We start from the raw sequence: 15,340 nt of genomic DNA, 5'->3' as shown, positions 1-15,340 counted from the left end.
TCAGCACCGGTTGAGACGTTTCAAGCGAAAGTTCGGGTGATGTTGGAAAAGACGTATCGGCCCGCCGAGGTCGAGGAGAAGCACTACCGCCTGTGGGAAGAGTCGGGCGCCTTCGCCGCCGATCCGCGGTCGAACGGCAAGCCCTACACCATCATGATGCCGCCGCCGAACGTCACCGGCAGCCTGCATATGGGCCATGCGCTGACCTTCACCATCCAGGACGTGCTGACCCGCTACAACCGCATGCGCCGCCGCGACGCGCTGTGGCAGCCCGGCACCGACCATGCCGGCATCGCCACCCAGATGGTGGTCGAGCGCAACCTGGCGAAGGATGGCAAGACGCGCCACGATTTCGGCCGCGACGCCTTCATCGACAAGGTGTGGGAGTGGAAGGCCGAATCGGGCGGCACCATCACCCGCCAGCTGCGCCGCCTGGGCGCCTCGCCCGACTGGCCGCGCGAGCGCTTCACCATGGACGAGGGGCTGAGCCGCGCCGTTCGCAAGGTGTTCGTCGAGCTGCACCGGCAGGGCTTGATCTACAAGGACAAGCGGCTGGTCAATTGGGACCCCAAGCTGCACACAGCGATCTCCGACCTCGAGGTCGAGCAGAAGGAGATCAAGGGCAACCTCTGGCACTTCCGCTATCCCATCGACGGGGAGGAGGGGCGTTTCATCACCGTCGCCACCACCCGTCCGGAAACCATGCTGGGTGATACCGGCGTCGCGGTGCATCCGGAGGACGAGCGCTACAAGGATCTGATCGGCAAGATGGTCCGCCTGCCGCTGGTCGGCCGTCTGATCCCCATCGTCGGCGACGAGTATGCCGACCCGGCGACCGGATCCGGTGCGGTGAAGATCACGCCGGCCCATGATTTCAACGACTTCGAGGTCGGCAAGCGCTGCGGTCTCGAACAGATCAACATCATGGACCGCGACGCCCGGCTGAACGACAATGTTCCCGAGGCCTATCGCGGGCTCGACCGCTACGAGGCGCGCAAGAAGATCGTCGCCGAGCTGGAAGCGCTGGAGCTTCTGGAGAAGATCGAGCCGCACACCCACATGGTGCCGCACGGCGACCGTTCGGGCGTCGCCATCGAGCCGTGGCTGACCGACCAGTGGTATGTCGACGCCGCGACGCTGGCCAAGCCGGCGATCGAGGCGGTGGAGACCGGCAAGACGGTGTTCGTGCCCAAGCAGTGGGAGAACACCTATTTCGAATGGATGCGCAACATCCAGCCCTGGTGCATCAGCCGCCAGATCTGGTGGGGCCATCAGATTCCCGCCTGGTACGGGCCGGACGGCGCCTTCTTCGTCGAGGAGACGGAGGAGGAGGCGCGTGCCGCCGCGGCGACGCATTACGGCCGGGACGTCGAGCTGACGCGCGACCAGGACGTGCTCGACACCTGGTTCTCGTCGGCGCTGTGGCCCTTCTCGACGCTCGGCTGGCCCGACCAGACGCCGGAACTGGACCGCTATTACCCGACCGACGTGCTGGTGACCGGCTTCGACATCATCTTCTTCTGGGTCGCCCGGATGATGATGATGGGGCTGCACTTCATGAAGGATGTGCCCTTCCGCACCGTCTACATCCATGCCCTCGTCCGTGACGAGAAGGGGCAGAAGATGTCGAAGTCGAAGGGCAACGTCATCGACCCGCTGGAGATCATTGACCAGTACGGCACCGATGCGCTGCGCTTCACCCTGTCGGCGATGGCGGCCCAGGGCCGCGACATCAAGCTGGCGGTGAACCGGGTCGAGGGCTATCGCAACTTCGCCACCAAGCTGTGGAATGCCGCCCGCTACTGCCAGATGAACGGCTGCGAGCCGGTCGCCGGATACCAGCCGGTCGGCCTGACCCAGACGGTCAACCGCTGGATCGTCGGTTCGCTTGCCGATGCGGCGAAGAAGGTGTCCGAGTCGATCGACGCCTACAAGTTCAACGAGGCCGCCGGCGCCGCCTACCAGTTCACCTGGGGCAGCTTCTGCGACTGGTACATGGAGTTCACCAAGCCGATCCTGGCCGGGACCGACGAGGCGGCGAAGGCGGAGACGCGGGCGACGACCGCCTGGGTGCTCGACCAGATCCTGCACATCCTGCACCCGCTGATGCCCTTCATCACCGAAGAGCTGTGGGAACAGCTGTCGCCGGCCCGCGCCAACCGCCTGATCTCGGCGGAATGGCCGGAGTTCGCCGCCGGCATTGTCGATCCGGCGGCCCGCGACGAGATGGATTGGGTGGTGCGGCTGATCACCTCCGTTCGATCCATGCGGTCGGAAATGAACGTCCCGCCGGCGGCGCAGATCGAGTTGAAGCTGAAGGATCCGAACGGGATCAGCCTGCAACGGCTCGACACCCACCGCGACCTGATCCTGCGCATGGCCCGCCTGTCGAGTGTCGAGCCGCTGCAGGGCGACGTTCCGAAGAGCAGCGTGCAGGCCGTGCTCGACGAGACGACCCTGGTGCTGCCGCTGGAAGGCATCGTCGATCTCGACAAGGAAAAGGCGCGCCTGTCGAAGGAGATCGACAAGCTGGCGGGAGAGATCAGGAAGATCGACGCCAAGCTGTCGAACGAGCAGTTCGTCGCCAAGGCGCCGGAAGAGGTGATCGAGGAGCAGCGCGAGCGCCGCGAGGCCGCCGATCAGGCCCGCGACAAGCTGCAGAAGGCGCTGGAGATGCTGGCCGGGTGATCGGCTGGCAAGAGTTGAGGGGGCAGCGGCGATTGCCCCCTCCCTAGCCCTCCCCCGCTAATGCGGGAGAGGGGACTGCCGCCGCATTTGCGCAAAGCTCCTGCCCCCTCCCCTGCGAAGCGGGGGAGGGATGGGGAGGGGGCAAAAGCGCCGCGAAACTCAGCCTTACAGCGTGAAGATCGCCAGCAGCACCAGCACCGCGATGACACCGGCGATGCTGAGCTTCATGAATTGGGTGAAGGCGATCCAACCCGCCTGATGCGCGCGGACGGTTTCCTCACTGACCGGGTTGGGACTGACGGCTGCCATCTCGATGACTCCTCCAATGGTTTCTTTTGCCCGCAATTTTGACGCAGGCGCACGGAAACGCAACAGATTCCGAGCGGAACCGTCAACTATACCGGAGGGGTAGGAGATACGGGGCGATCCAGCCTAAAGCGGCGGATTGACCATGGTCGCAAGGTCCGGGGCGGGGCCGTCGATCCACACGACATCACCGTCGACTCGGGCGCGACCCTCGGCGATCAGGCGGACGGCGTGGGGATAGAGCAGATGCTCGGCTTCGAGCACCCGCCCGGCCAGCCTGTCGGCATCGTCGCCGGGCAGGACCGGCACGGCGGCCTGGGCGATGATCGGGCCGTCATCCATCTCCGGCCGCACGTAATGCACGGTGCAGCCATGGAAACGGACGCCGGTGGCCAGCGCCCGCTCATGCGTGTGCAGACCCTTGAAGGAGGGCAGCAGCGACGGGTGGATGTTGATCAGCGAATCCTGCCAGCGCCCGACGAACCAGGGCGACAGCAGGCGCATGAAACCGGCGAGGCAGACCAGCTCGACGCCGGCCTGCCGCAGCGTGGAGTCCATTGCCGCCTCGAAGGCCGGCTTGTCGCCGGGATGGTCGCGGTGGTCGACCACCGCGGTGGCGATCCCGGCCTTCGATGCCCGCTCCAGCCCGAAGGCGTCGGCCTTGTTCGACAGCACCAGGGCGATTTCGGCCGGGAATCCCGGCACGGCGCAGGCGTCGATCAACGCCTGCAGGTTGCTGCCGCGCCCCGAGATCAGGACGCCGAGCTTCAGCTTGCTCATCACCGTACCTTCAGGCGTCCCTTACGCGGTCCAGGCCGCATCCATGCCGGTGACGGTCACGCGGGCGTCGCCGTCCTTCAGCGCGGTGACGCTGCCGACGGTGAACACCGTCTCGCCGCCCTCGCGCAGGATGCCGGCCGCTTCATCCGCCTTGTCGGCCGGAACGACGACGACCATGCCGAGGCCGACGTTGAAGGTGCGCGCCATCTCGTAAGGAGCGATGCCGCCGGTCTTCATCAGCCAGGAGAAGACGGGGGGCAGCGTCCAGCTGGAAGCGTCGAGCGTCACGCCGAGCCCGTCGGGCAGGACGCGCGGAATATTCTCGATCAGGCCGCCGCCGGTGATGTGAGCCATGGCACGGACCGTGCCGGCGCGCACCGCCTTCAGCGTGCTCTTCACATAGATGCGGGTGGGGGTCAGCAGCGCCTCGCCCAGCGTCTTCGACGCATCCCACGGGCAGGCGGCGTCATAGCCGAGGCCGGACTTCTCCACCAGCTTGCGCACCAGCGAATAGCCGTTGGAATGCACGCCGGTCGAGGCGAGGCCGAGCAGCACGTCGCCCGCCTGGACCGCCGAGCCGGTCAGCGCATGCTGGCGTTCCACCGCACCGACGGAGAAGCCGGCGAGGTCGTAGTCGCCCTCAGAGTACATGCCCGGCATCTCGGCGGTCTCGCCGCCGACCAGCGCGCAGCCGGCCTGGCGGCAGCCTTCGGCGATGCCGGCGACGATGTCGCGGCCGGCGGCCACGTCGAGCTTTCCGGTGGCGTAATAATCCAGGAACAGCAGCGGTTCCGCGCCCTGGACCACAAGGTCGTTCACGCACATCGCCACGAGGTCGATGCCGACCGTATCGTGACGGTTTGCGAGAATCGCCACCTTCAGCTTGGTGCCGACGCCGTCGGTCGTCGCGACCAGAAGCGGATCCTGGTAGCCGGCGGCGCGCAGGTCGAACAGGGCGCCGAAGCCGCCCAGGCCCGCGTCGGAGCCGGAACGCGCGGTGGAGCGGGCAAGCGGCTTGATCGCTTCGACAAGCGCGTTGCCCGCATCGATGTCCACACCGGCCTGCTTGTAGGCGTCGGACATGTTATAGGACTGGGTGCTGATGGTATCCTCGCTTGGGCTGAGCTATATACCGGCCCTTGGGCTCGGGCCGAACATACTCGAATCGGAAGGCTTTGCAATGCTCCACCGCCGCCGCGCGCCGCTCCTCGCCGGTCTTGCTGCCATGTCCACCGTCCTGGTCCTGACCATGGCCGGGCCGGCGGGTGCGCAGACCGGTTCCCCGCCGCCGGCCGCTTCCACCTCCGCCGCCGATCCCTTCGCCGTGACGGGGGTGAGGGTCGACATCAACGGCAGCAACCCGACCACCGTCCGCGACCAGGCGATCCGCGAGGCGCAGGCGAAGGCCTGGGCCGAGCTGTACCGGCGCCTGGTGCCCGGCGGCGGCAACCCGCCGCGACTCTCGGACAACGACATCGCCCGGCTGGTCCAGGGCTTCGAGATCGACGAGGAGAAGGTGTCGGCCAGCCGCTATCTCGGCGCCATCACCGTTCGCTTCCGTCCCAACGCGGTGCGCGACGCGCTCGGCCAGAGCGGCGGCGCCACCCAGTATGTGGAGCCGCCGGCACAGCCCTTCGTGATCCTGCCGGTGACCCAGACCGATGGCCGGATCATCCTGTGGCAGGACCGCACCCCCTGGCGCGAGGCGTGGGAGGCGCGTCAGCCCGCCGCCTCGCTGGTGCCGCTGGTGGTGCCGGACGGCGAGCTGTCGGATGCCCAGGCGATCAGCGGCGAGGATGCGGTCGGCGGCAATGCCGAGGCTCTGGCCCGCATCGCCCAGGCCTACAAGGCCGGCGGAGTCGTGGTTGCCCGTACCGATCTGCCGGCGAACGGGCCCGACCCGGCGCGCGGTCTGACGGTGGAGGTCGTGCGCTACGGCCTGGACGGCACGCGCGACGCCCAGACCGTGCAGGTGAAGGGCAGCAGCCCCGAGGATCTGATGACCCGTGCGGTCGCCGCGGTGGGCACCCAGCTCGACGACTCGTGGCGGCGCGAACACACCACCGCGACCGGGCCGGAGCAGAACACCCTGGTCCGCGTGCCGCTGAGCGCGGTGAACGACTGGGTCGAGACGCGCAAGCGGCTTGCCGGCGTCCATGCGGTGACGCGCACCAACCTGGTGTCGATCAGCCGCAGCGAGGCGCTGCTCACCCTGACCCATCGCGGCGATCCCGACCAGCTGGCCCAGGCGCTGGTCCGCCAGGATCTCGGCCTTGCGCGCACTGCCCCTGCCCCTGCCGCTGCCCCTGGCGCGGCCCCCGCCGGCTATCCGGGCGCGCCCCTGCCGGCAGCGCCGTCCGCCGACTGGCAGATCACGCTGCTGCCGCGCGGATCGGGCGCGGCTTCCACGGGCACAAGTCCCTCCGGCGCCTCGCCGACCGCCTCGCCGACCAGCCTCGCGCCGTCGGCGCCGCTCGACGCGGGCACGACCGGCACCGTGATGGGCGCCCCGCCGCGCAACCTCGGAACGCTGCCGGCCAAGAGCGTGCCGTGAGCGTTCCCAACATCATCACCTTCCTGCGCATCGTGGCGGTTCCGGCCGCGATGTACATGATCCTGACCGGCAGGATGGACTGGGCCTTCTGGCTGTTCGTCGCCGCCGGGCTGTCGGACGCGCTGGACGGCGCCATCGCCCGCATGTTCCGGGCGCGTACGGTGCTGGGCGGCTATCTCGATCCGCTGGCGGACAAGACGTTGATCATCGGGGTGTATGTCGCGCTGGCCTGGGTGGGGGCGATCCCGCTGTGGCTGGCGATGATGGTGGTGTTCCGCGACATCATGATCATCGGCGGTGTCATCCTGCTGTTCACCCTGAAGGAGACGCTGGCGATGCAGCCGCTCTATGTCAGCAAGGTGAACACGGTGGTGCAGATCGCGCTGGCCGCCGCCGTACTGGCGCCGCCGGCGCTGAGCCTGCCGGACATCCATCTGTACGGGTGGGAGCTGGTGGAGCTGCTGGTGTATGCCTGTACCGCGACGACGCTGCTGTCCGGCCTGCTGTACGCGCGGCGCGGCGCCCTGTTGTTCAACCGGCTGGGCGGCGTGCCGTGACGGAGAGCAAGCAGATCCGCTTCTGGCTGATCGGGCTGGGGCTGTTCGTCCTGGCGCTCTGGCTGCTGGCCGACATGATGCTGCCCTTCGTGGCCGGGCTCGCCATTGCCTATCTGCTGGACCCGCTGGTCGACCGGCTGGAGGCGGTGAGGCTGCCGCGCTGGCTCGGCACCACGCTGGTTCTGCTGTCCTTCCTGCTGGGGCTGGTGCTGGTGTCGCTGCTTCTGCTGCCGTTGGTACAGGGGCAGGTCTCCCATCTGCTGGAGGTGCTGCCGACCTATGCCGCGCTGGTGAAGGAGCGGTTGATCCCGGCGCTCGACCGGCTGATCCACCGGCTGCCGGCCGACGATGTGGAGCGGCTGCGCGCCGCCGCCGGCACTTATGCGGGCGAGGTCGCCGGCATGGTCGGGCGGGTGGTCAGCCGCATCCTGTCCGGCGGGATGGCGGTGTTCGACATCGTGACGCTGCTGTTCATCACCCCCATCGTCGCCTTCTACATGATGCGCGACTGGGATCTGATGGTGGCGAAGGTCGATTCGTGGCTGCCGCGCCAGCATGCCGAGACGATCCGCGAGCAGGCGCGCGAAGTGAACGTCACCCTGTCGGGTTTCGTGCGCGGGCAGGCGCTGGTCTGCGTCGTCCTCGGCGTCTTCTACGCGCTCGCGCTGTCGCTGGCCGGGCTCGATTTCGGGCTGGTCATCGGCCTGCTGGCCGGGCTGCTGTCCTTCATCCCCTATGTCGGCAGCCTGTTCGGCTTCGTCGCCAGCACCGGGCTGGCCCTGCTTCAGTTCGATGAGTTCTGGCGCGTCGGCATCGTGATCGGCATCTTCCTGTTCGGACAGGCGGTCGAGGGCAATGTCCTGACCCCGAAGCTGGTCGGCGACAAGGTCGGGCTGCATGCGGTCTGGGTGATGTTCGCCCTGCTGGCCGGTGGCAGCCTGTTCGGCTTCGTCGGCGTGCTGCTGGCGGTTCCGGTGGCTGCGGTGATCGGCGTGTTGACCCGCTTTGCATTGCGACAGTATCTCTCGAGCCCGTACTACCGCGGCACCGACGCGGAACGCTGATGGGTGTGTCCGCATGAGCTTGCCGGCGCAGATACCGCTCGACCTCGGGCACCGGACGGCCATGGGCTGCGAGGATTTCCTGGTGGCGCCCAGCAACGCCGACGCGGTGGCGTGGCTCGACCGCTGGCCGTCCTGGCCGGCACCGGCACTGACGGTGTTCGGACCGGCCGGCTGCGGCAAGACCCATCTGGCCCAGGTCTGGCGCGCCCGCAGCCATGCGGTGGTGACGGCTGGCGACGCGCTCGACCGGGTGGACCTGCCGGGGTTGCTGGCGGCGGCCAACGCGGTGGTGGTCGAGGATGCCGATGCCGTGGCCGGCAAGCCGGCGCGGGAGGAGGCGCTGTTCCACCTCTACAATCTGGCCCGCGAGCAGCAGGGGCATCTGCTGCTGCTGTCGCGCAAGGCGCCGTCGCGCTGGCGTGCCCGGCTGGCCGACCTGCGGTCCCGCATCAAGGGCGCACCGGCCGTGGAAGTGAGGCCGCCCGACGACGCGCTGCTGGCCGCCGTGCTGGTGAAGCTGTTCGCCGACCGTCAGTTGCGGCCGGGGATGGAGGTCGTCACCTATCTGCTGGCGCGGATGGAACGCTCGCTCGACTTCGCCCGCCGTCTGGTCGCGGCGCTCGACCATGCGTCGCTGGCCGCCCATCGCGGGGTGACGGTGCCGCTGGCGCGCGAGGTTCTTTCGGAGCTGCAACAGACGGAACCGCAACGATCCGGTTCCAAAACGACCTGAAGGAAGGGATGAGACATGGATCTGGGGATCGCCGGCCGCCGCGCCATCGTCTGCGCCGCCAGCAAGGGGCTGGGCCGCGCCTGCGCCTTCGCACTGGCCCGCGAGGGGGTACATGTCACGCTGACCGCCCGCAGCGCCGACGCGCTGGAGGCCACCGCGGAGGAGATCCGCAAGGCAACCGGCGCGACCGTAACCACCGCCGTCGGCGACATCGCGACGGAGGAGGGGCGGGCCGCCGCGCTCGCCGCCTGCCCGGAGCCGGACATCCTGGTCAACAATGCCGGCGGGCCGCCGCCGGGCGATTTCCACGATTGGGACCGCGACGACTGGATTCGGGCGCTGGACGCCAACATGCTGGCGCCGATCTTCCTGATCAAGGCGACGGTCGACGGCATGGTCGCCCGCCGGTTCGGCCGGATCGTCAACATCACCTCCGCCGCGGTGAAGGCGCCGATCCCGATCCTCGGCCTGTCCAACGGCGCACGCACCGGCCTGACCGGCTTCGTCGCCGGGCTGTCGCGCCAGACGGTGAAGCACAACGTCACCATCAACAACCTGCTGCCCGGCCCCTTCGAGACCGACCGCCTGCGCAAGACGATGGAGGGCGGGGCCAAGGCCGCCGGCCGGACCATCGAAGAGGAGATGGACGTGCGCCGCAAGGGCAACCCGGCCGGCCGATTCGGCGACCCGGAGGAGTTCGGGGCGGCCTGCGCCTTCCTGTGCGCCGCGCAGTCCGGCTTCATGACCGGCCAGAACATTCTTCTGGATGGCGGCGGTTATCCCGGAACTCTGTAGGGGCCGGATTCCCACGTCCCAAGTTTGTCCCTCCAATTCGCATCAAAATCCGCCCATCGTCACAGGCCATTCAGGAACGACCGCGGGAGGGGGTGCCGAAGCGCCGCTTCCCGGGTCCGCCGGTTCACAGCCGCGGCGGCGCCGCGGCGGCCGGCCAACGGCGACAACGCCACTGGCACAGGAACGATGAGCATGCAGCAGAGCGTGGCGGCCCCCGCGGTCTACACCGACCTAGGCCGCGTCATGGAGAGCATCACCCGGCGTTTCCTCGACGTGCTGCGGATGGAACTGGCCCGGGTCGGCGTGACCGACCTCAGCCCGACCCAGGCCCTGATGCTGCTGCACATCGGCACCGAGGAACTGTCGGTCCGCGACCTGCTCGAGCGCGGCTATTACCTGGGCTCCAACGCCTCCTACAATCTGAAGCATCTGGTCGAGGCCGGCTATGTCGACCGCAGCCCTTCGCAGCGCGACCGCCGGGCCGCCCGGCTCAAGCTGTCCGGCCGGGGGCTGGCCACCTGCGAGGCGCTGAAGAAGCTGGAGGCGATGCGGGCCGACAGCCTGCTGCGCAGCGACAGCGACGGCGCCGATTTCGAAACCACCTACCGCACGCTGCGGCGGCTGGAACGTGCCTGGACCGATCTGATCCGTTACGACGATGCCGAGACGGCCTGACGCCGTCGGCTCTTCCAACACGTAACTTTATAAGGGCCTGACGGTTCGGCTTGTGTCCGAAATGGAACACAGAAGTCCATAACGAGAACGTAATCGGAACTGACCCGTTGCCGTTCCATGTCTGTTCTGGTATCTAGAAAGAACAAGACGCGAACAATGGAGGTTGGCATGGCGGTTCTGGCTTTCCTGCGCGAGTGCGTGACCCTCGCCCTGTTCCTGGCGGTTCTCTATGGCTGGGCCATGGTCGGCCCGATCCTGATTGGCTGAGGGCCGTATCGGGCCGGAGGCGAGCACCCCTTCGGAAGAGCTCCCCGAATGGGGGATGCCGCGTCGGTATGATATCCGAAATCCCAGGTCCTTCCGGCCGGCGCAGCGCTTACATCGGGAACACGCGGAACCGTTCCTGGCCCGATCAGAGAAGCCGAAACGGGACAGGTTCCGCGAACGCCGACAACGCGTGGGGATTCGGACGGATGCGGAATTTCTTTCGGAAGCGTCGCTCGGCCGCCGTGGCGGACGAGCGGATGCCGGCGGCCGGCGGGACCGGTCCCGGCAGCGGCATCACCGGTGCCGGCCTCGGTGCCAACCCGGTGCCCGTGCATGGCGGGCCGGTTCCGGCCGGTCAAACGATGATGGGACCCGGCCAAGCCGGCTTTACCAATGCCCCGGGATTCGGCCGTCCGGCGGGCGCGCACCTGCGGCCGGTCGACGGCAACCGCGGCGGGTTCGACGCGATGCGCGGGCCGACCGCCCTGGCGGCGCCCGACATTCTCGACAACGACGCCACCGGTGACCGCCGCGGCCTGATGTTCCCGCAGCCGGGAGGTCGCGAGGCCGAGGGCGAACATGAGCTGCCGCGCTTCACCATGTCGGTGAACGGCGGTTACCGCGGCGGCATGGGCGGCATGGGCGGCGGCCCAGGGGGTGGCATGGGGGGCGGCGCGCCGGCCATGCTGAAGGGCTTGACCCCCGAACTGAACGGCCTGCTGCGCGAGGCCTTCACCCCGACCCGGCCGAAGCAGCAGCTGAACGGCCTGTTCATCGGCCGCAACGACACGCTGCGCCGCATCATCTCCGCCATCGAGGAGGAGCGGGCGCACGTCATCCTCTATGGCGACCGCGGGCGCGGCAAGACCTCGGTGGCCAACGCCATCGAGAAGATCGCCGGCCAGGCCGGCTACCTGTCGCTGAAGCTGACCTGCAGCGGCGAGCTGAGCTTCGAGGACATCTTCCGGCATTTCCTGAAGAAGATACCCTCGACCTATTATCGCTCGGCGCTCGACAACCCGTTCGCGGCGCGGCGCAACTTCGCCAGCTTCAACGAGCTTCTGCCGGAGGGCACCTTCAGCGTCACCGAGCTGAACGAGGTGCTGTCGGGCATCCACGCCACCCATGTGCTGCTGATTCTCGACGAGTATGACCGCGTCACCGACGAGGATTTCCGCAACAAGCTGGCGGAGCTGTTCAAGAACCTGACCGACAGCTCGATTCCCGTCACCCTGCTGGTCGTCGGCGTCGCCGAGAATCTCGACCAGCTGCTGGGCAAGCACCCGTCGATCCAGCGCTCGCTGGTGCCGGTGCATCTGCCGCTGATGACCGACCAGGAGATCGGCCGGCTGATCCAGGCCGGCGCCCAGAACGCCGCGATCGAGTTCGCCCCGGACGTGGTGCGGAGGATCGCCGAGTTCGTGCGCGGGCTGCCCTATTACGCCCAGCTTCTGGGCCTGCATGCGGCGCGCAGCGCCGTCAGCCGCGGCAGCAGGATGGTGGAGCGGCCCGATCTGGCCTATGCTGTCGCCCGCTGCCTGCAGGAGGCCGAACGCGGCATCGTCGAGAGCTATGCCCGCGCCCTGGCCGCCGACCGCCGGGCCGAGCTCGAGGACGCGCTGCTGGCCGCCGCCCTGTGTCCGGCCGATGCCTATGGCGCGTTCGACCCGAGGGATCTGGCCGGCGAGAATGGCGAGCCGCCGGGACCGGCCATGCTCGACCTGTTGAAGCGCCTGACCCGCGATGATCATGGCGGCATCCTCGCCCCGGTGGTCGAGCCGGGCCGCGAGCGCTACCGCTTCCGCAACCAGATGATGCGCCAATATGTCCTGATGCGTCAGGCCAGCGAGCGCGGCCAGATCTGATCCATCCCCGATCAGGCCGTCCTTCGGCCCTTCCCCGGCGACGGGGGAGGGCCACTCTTTCTCCGCTGCCTCTCTACAGGAAGGCTGCCCGGCGCCGGCCGCTGGCCTTCTGCCAAGCCCATTCGACGACGACGCTCATCAGCCGTTCCAGCGGCGGCTTCACCTGGGACGCGAGGTCGGGGCGGAAACCGAAGGGAGCGTCCTCGTCCATGTAGGTCGACTGGGTCAGCTCCAGCTGGATGGCATGGATGTTGTCGTCCGGCCGACCATAGCTGCGGATGATGTAGCCGCCGCGCAGGCGGCCGTTCAGTGCGGCGGAGTAACGTTCCGATGCCGAAAGGACATTCATCAGCCGGCCCACCAGCGGCTGGGCGGTGCTGCTGCCCTCGCCGGTGCCCAGATTGAAGTCGGGCAGGGTGCCGTCGAAGAATCGCGGAACCTGGCTGCGCACCGAATGGGCGTCGAACAGGATCGCGACGCCGAACCTGTCGCGCAGAGCTTGCAATTCGCTCCGCAACTGCTCGTGGTAGGGACGCCAATAGGCGCCGACTCGTCGGTCGATCTCCGCTCGGTCGGGCTCCCGTCCCGGCAGATAGACGGGGGCGCGGGCGAAGGTGGTCAGCGGACAGATCTCGGTTGGGTCGAGGCCGGGCTGGGTCAGGGCGCCGTCGGGATCGCGGTTCAGATCCACGACATAGCGGGAACAGAGCGCAGTCAGGAAACCGATTCCGAGTGCCGGGGCGAAGTGGTACAACCGGTCGAGATGGCGATCGACATCGGGCTGCGCCCGTCCTTCCTCCGTCATCGAAGCGACGATGTCCGGCGGAATCATGGTCCCGACATGCGGAATGCTGAGCAGGACCGGGGTTTCGCCCGGCTGGAAGCGGAAGGTCTCCATGGCTCGTCTCGTCACCGGAACGGCTGGCTCTGGGCTGTGTGCGGTGCAACAGGCACAGCGGGTCGACTATGGGACGCCGTGGCGCATCCCGTCAAACAGATTGCGTTTTTTTGAAACCGCCGGTGCGCCGGGTGTCGGGAAACCTGTCCTTCGGAGCCGCATTGCCCGTCCGTATTTGGCGGAATGCCGGCCGAAATGCGGGTTGACCGCAAGCTTGGCTTGCCTGAGACTTCCGCGCAATCGGCGGCCGCCCGGAAGAAGGTGCCGCCCCGCACCGGATCATTCTGTTTCCAGGCGACCGGACCGAAGATTTCCAAACGACACGGCGCCCCGATTTCGCAGACCCGGTGACGAAGCAACGAAGCACGGGAGAAGCGACCATGACCACCGCCACCCGCCTTGGCGCGGCCATGCCCGGCCGCCGCCAGTTGTTGTTGCCGCTTGCGGTCCTTCCCGTCGCCGGCTGGGCCGTGTGGGCCGCCGGGACGCCGGATACGCCGAGCCATCCTGCCGGTCCCTTCCATTTGCCGCTGGACGAGACCACGGCGATCTGGCGCGACCTGGGCGCCGTGCGGTTGGGCGGCCTTGCCGGCGATCCGCAATTCCCGGTCAAGGTCTCGGCACTGGACGGGCGGGCGGTGACGGTCCGCGGCTTCATGATCCCGCTGTCGGACGGCGCCACTCACAACCGCTTCATCCTGTCGGCCAACCCGATGGGCTGCCCGGCCTGCCGGAGTCCCGGTCCGGCGACCATGATCCATGTCCACAGCTCCATTGCGCTCCCCGCAACGCGCGAGCCGCTGACCCTGGCCGGCACGCTGCGCCTGCGCCCGCAGGAAGGGCTGTTCTACCGGCTGGATCGCGCCCTGCAGCGCTGGGCCTGAACCGGCGCCCGCATCGCCGGATGCGGCGGTGAGGGCGGGCAGGATCGCCCTGCTGGCGATGCCGGCCGCGCTGCTGATCTATGGCGGATTGAGCGTCCCGGCGCCGCCGGCCCTGCGCTGGGTCGAGGCTGCCATCGGACTTCTGATGGTGCTGGCCGTCGGCTGGCGCCGGCCGCTGGCGGTCACGACCGGCCATGCGTTGCGGGCGCGGTCGGACGCCGGCTGGCAGACGGTGGCGGTCCCGGCGCTGGCCTGGCTGCTGTGGGCGCCGCTGCTGCGCGGGGCCGCGCTCGGCTGGGAGGCGGCGGACATCCTGCGCGACGTGGTGCCTCTCCTCTACCTGTTCCTGCCCGTGCTGCTGGTGCCGGCGCTGAAGCGACTGGGTCCGGCGGGCGTCGGGCCATGGGGAGTGCGTGCGCTCGCGGGCGGGCTGGCGTTGGCTGGACTCCTGCTGGCGCTGCGCTGGTGGCGGCAGTCTGGATGGGGGTTCGGCGCGGTCGGCATGCGGGCGATGGCGGATGGCGGCGGTTATCTGCTGAACGCGCCGTCGGTGCTGTTCGCCGCGGTGGCGCTGCCGGCGTTGTCGCTTTCGCTGCTGGCCTCCGGCGGGAGGGTGTGGCGCCCGGCCGTGGCGCTTGCCTCGGCCGCTGCCGGCGCGGTTTGCCTGGGGGCGCTCGGTGGGGCGGTCCACCGCACCGCGCTGGGGCTGGCGGCGCTGTCACTGGCGCTGATCGCGCTGTGGTGGGTGCGGCGACGCCCCGTGCTGGCCTTGCCACTGCTGCTTGGCGTCGGGCTGGCGGCGGCGCTGGCCGGCGACGCGCTGACCGGCATCTGGCAGCAGGCGGCGGAGAAAACCCGGTTGACCGGCGCCAACACCCGATGGGAGGAGGCGGCTGTGGTGATCGACCATGTCGCCGCCTCGCCCTGGGCGCTGCTGTTCGGTGACGGGTGGGGGGCGCGCATCGCCAATCCGGCGGTCGGCGGATGGCGAGTCGGCTACACCCATACGCTGGTCAGCTACAGTCTGCTGAAGACCGGGCTGCTGGGCATGCTGGCGCTCGGCGCCTATCTGGGCGCGTTGGTCCGGCCCTGGTGCCGGCTGCTGGCCGACGATCCGCCGCTGGCGCTGGCGCTGGTGCCGCCGCTGCTGATGGCGCTCGGCCTCCACACCAGCTTCAAGTATCTCGACACCGGCGTTCTCCTGTCGCTGATGCTTCTGGCTGCCGGATGCAGGAAAGGGTTGTCGACGCGCTAGCGGATCGTCATACTTATGC

Annotated in this window: 14 protein-coding genes; 10 read left to right on the top strand and 4 right to left on the bottom strand. The window is 68.6% G+C overall.

The window, feature by feature from the left end; all coding sequences use genetic code 11:
- Nucleotides 1-39 precede the first annotated feature (39 nt).
- On the top strand, nt 40-2,688 hold the full coding sequence (locus AL072_RS13215) for a valine--tRNA ligase (protein WP_045582169.1): 2,649 nt from the start codon (nt 40-42) through the stop codon (nt 2,686-2,688).
- Between the two features lie 165 nt (nt 2,689-2,853).
- Here AL072_RS13215 and AL072_RS34925 read toward each other — a convergent pair whose 3' ends face one another.
- The 3 genes from AL072_RS34925 to purM form a co-directional block, all read right to left on the bottom strand.
- The gene (locus AL072_RS34925) at nt 2,854-2,997 is read right to left on the bottom strand and encodes a hypothetical protein (RefSeq protein WP_158511063.1); all 144 of its coding nucleotides are present in this window, start codon (nt 2,995-2,997) and stop codon (nt 2,854-2,856) included.
- 123 nt (nt 2,998-3,120) lie between these two features.
- Entirely contained in the window at nt 3,121-3,774 is a 654-nt protein-coding gene (gene purN, locus AL072_RS13210) for a phosphoribosylglycinamide formyltransferase (RefSeq protein WP_045582170.1), read from the bottom strand.
- Nucleotides 3,775-3,795: 21 nt separating this feature from the next.
- A complete protein-coding gene (purM, locus tag AL072_RS13205; RefSeq protein WP_045582171.1) occupies nt 3,796-4,857 on the bottom strand; it encodes a phosphoribosylformylglycinamidine cyclo-ligase in 1,062 nt (353 codons plus the stop codon).
- A 97-nt stretch (nt 4,858-4,954) separates the two neighbouring features.
- Here purM and AL072_RS13200 point away from each other — a divergent pair, with 97 nt between their 5' ends.
- The 7 genes from AL072_RS13200 to AL072_RS13170 all read left to right on the top strand — a co-directional run bounded on the left by AL072_RS13200 (nt 4,955) and on the right by AL072_RS13170 (nt 12,284).
- Nucleotides 4,955-6,328, top strand: a complete 1,374-nt coding sequence (locus AL072_RS13200; RefSeq protein WP_045582172.1) for a DUF2066 domain-containing protein — start codon at nt 4,955-4,957, stop codon at nt 6,326-6,328.
- Nucleotides 6,325-6,885, top strand: coding sequence for a CDP-alcohol phosphatidyltransferase family protein (locus tag AL072_RS13195; RefSeq protein WP_045582173.1), 561 nt, complete (start codon nt 6,325-6,327; stop codon nt 6,883-6,885). The genes AL072_RS13200 and AL072_RS13195 overlap by 4 nt, the downstream gene beginning before the upstream one ends.
- Nucleotides 6,882-7,949: an AI-2E family transporter gene (locus AL072_RS13190; protein WP_045582174.1), complete on the top strand. Its 1,068-nt coding sequence runs from the start codon at nt 6,882-6,884 to the stop codon at nt 7,947-7,949. The genes AL072_RS13195 and AL072_RS13190 overlap by 4 nt, the downstream gene beginning before the upstream one ends.
- A gap of 13 nt (nt 7,950-7,962) precedes the next feature.
- A complete protein-coding gene (locus AL072_RS13185) occupies nt 7,963-8,682 on the top strand; it encodes an HdaA/DnaA family protein (RefSeq protein ID WP_045582175.1) in 720 nt (239 codons plus the stop codon).
- Nucleotides 8,683-8,697: 15 nt separating this feature from the next.
- Entirely contained in the window at nt 8,698-9,477 is a 780-nt protein-coding gene (locus AL072_RS13180) for an SDR family oxidoreductase (RefSeq protein WP_045582176.1), read from the top strand.
- Nucleotides 9,478-9,669: 192 nt separating this feature from the next.
- The gene (locus AL072_RS13175; protein WP_245636689.1) at nt 9,670-10,152 is read left to right on the top strand and encodes a MarR family transcriptional regulator; all 483 of its coding nucleotides are present in this window, start codon (nt 9,670-9,672) and stop codon (nt 10,150-10,152) included.
- Nucleotides 10,153-10,625: 473 nt separating this feature from the next.
- Nucleotides 10,626-12,284, top strand: coding sequence for an ATP-binding protein (locus tag AL072_RS13170; protein ID WP_245636688.1), 1,659 nt, complete (start codon nt 10,626-10,628; stop codon nt 12,282-12,284).
- A gap of 73 nt (nt 12,285-12,357) precedes the next feature.
- Here AL072_RS13170 and hutG read toward each other — a convergent pair whose 3' ends face one another.
- Entirely contained in the window at nt 12,358-13,182 is an 825-nt protein-coding gene (gene hutG, locus AL072_RS13165; protein WP_045582178.1) for an N-formylglutamate deformylase, read from the bottom strand.
- 380 nt (nt 13,183-13,562) lie between these two features.
- Between hutG and AL072_RS13160 the strand changes: the two genes are divergently transcribed.
- Nucleotides 13,563-14,066: a hypothetical protein gene (locus AL072_RS13160; protein WP_045582179.1), complete on the top strand. Its 504-nt coding sequence runs from the start codon at nt 13,563-13,565 to the stop codon at nt 14,064-14,066.
- 28 nt (nt 14,067-14,094) lie between these two features.
- Nucleotides 14,095-15,321, top strand: a complete 1,227-nt coding sequence (locus tag AL072_RS13155) for a hypothetical protein (protein ID WP_245636687.1) — start codon at nt 14,095-14,097, stop codon at nt 15,319-15,321.
- The last annotated feature ends 19 nt before the right edge of the window (nt 15,322-15,340 follow it).

Origin of the sequence: Azospirillum thiophilum, from assembly GCF_001305595.1 — a bacterium.
In the GTDB taxonomy this organism is placed as follows: Bacteria; Pseudomonadota; Alphaproteobacteria; order Azospirillales; family Azospirillaceae; genus Azospirillum; species Azospirillum thiophilum.
Note: the sequence above shows the minus strand (reverse complement) of the source record. Positions and strands in the feature narration are given on the sequence as shown.

Excerpts from the sequence above, each read along its gene's own strand:
- AL072_RS13215 (WP_045582169.1), top strand. The coding sequence starts at position 40 with ATGTTGGAAAAGACGTATCGGCCCGCCGAGGTCGAGGAGAAGCACTAC.
- AL072_RS34925 (WP_158511063.1), bottom strand. The coding sequence starts at position 2,997 with ATGGCAGCCGTCAGTCCCAACCCGGTCAGTGAGGAAACCGTCCGCGCG.
- purN (WP_045582170.1), bottom strand. The coding sequence starts at position 3,774 with ATGAGCAAGCTGAAGCTCGGCGTCCTGATCTCGGGGCGCGGCAGCAAC.
- purM (WP_045582171.1), bottom strand. The coding sequence starts at position 4,857 with ATGTCCGACGCCTACAAGCAGGCCGGTGTGGACATCGATGCGGGCAAC.
- AL072_RS13200 (WP_045582172.1), top strand. The coding sequence starts at position 4,955 with ATGCTCCACCGCCGCCGCGCGCCGCTCCTCGCCGGTCTTGCTGCCATG.
- AL072_RS13185 (WP_045582175.1), top strand. The coding sequence starts at position 7,963 with ATGAGCTTGCCGGCGCAGATACCGCTCGACCTCGGGCACCGGACGGCC.
- AL072_RS13180 (WP_045582176.1), top strand. The coding sequence starts at position 8,698 with ATGGATCTGGGGATCGCCGGCCGCCGCGCCATCGTCTGCGCCGCCAGC.
- AL072_RS13175 (WP_245636689.1), top strand. The coding sequence starts at position 9,670 with ATGCAGCAGAGCGTGGCGGCCCCCGCGGTCTACACCGACCTAGGCCGC.
- AL072_RS13170 (WP_245636688.1), top strand. The coding sequence starts at position 10,626 with ATGCGGAATTTCTTTCGGAAGCGTCGCTCGGCCGCCGTGGCGGACGAG.
- hutG (WP_045582178.1), bottom strand. The coding sequence starts at position 13,182 with ATGGAGACCTTCCGCTTCCAGCCGGGCGAAACCCCGGTCCTGCTCAGC.
- AL072_RS13160 (WP_045582179.1), top strand. The coding sequence starts at position 13,563 with ATGACCACCGCCACCCGCCTTGGCGCGGCCATGCCCGGCCGCCGCCAG.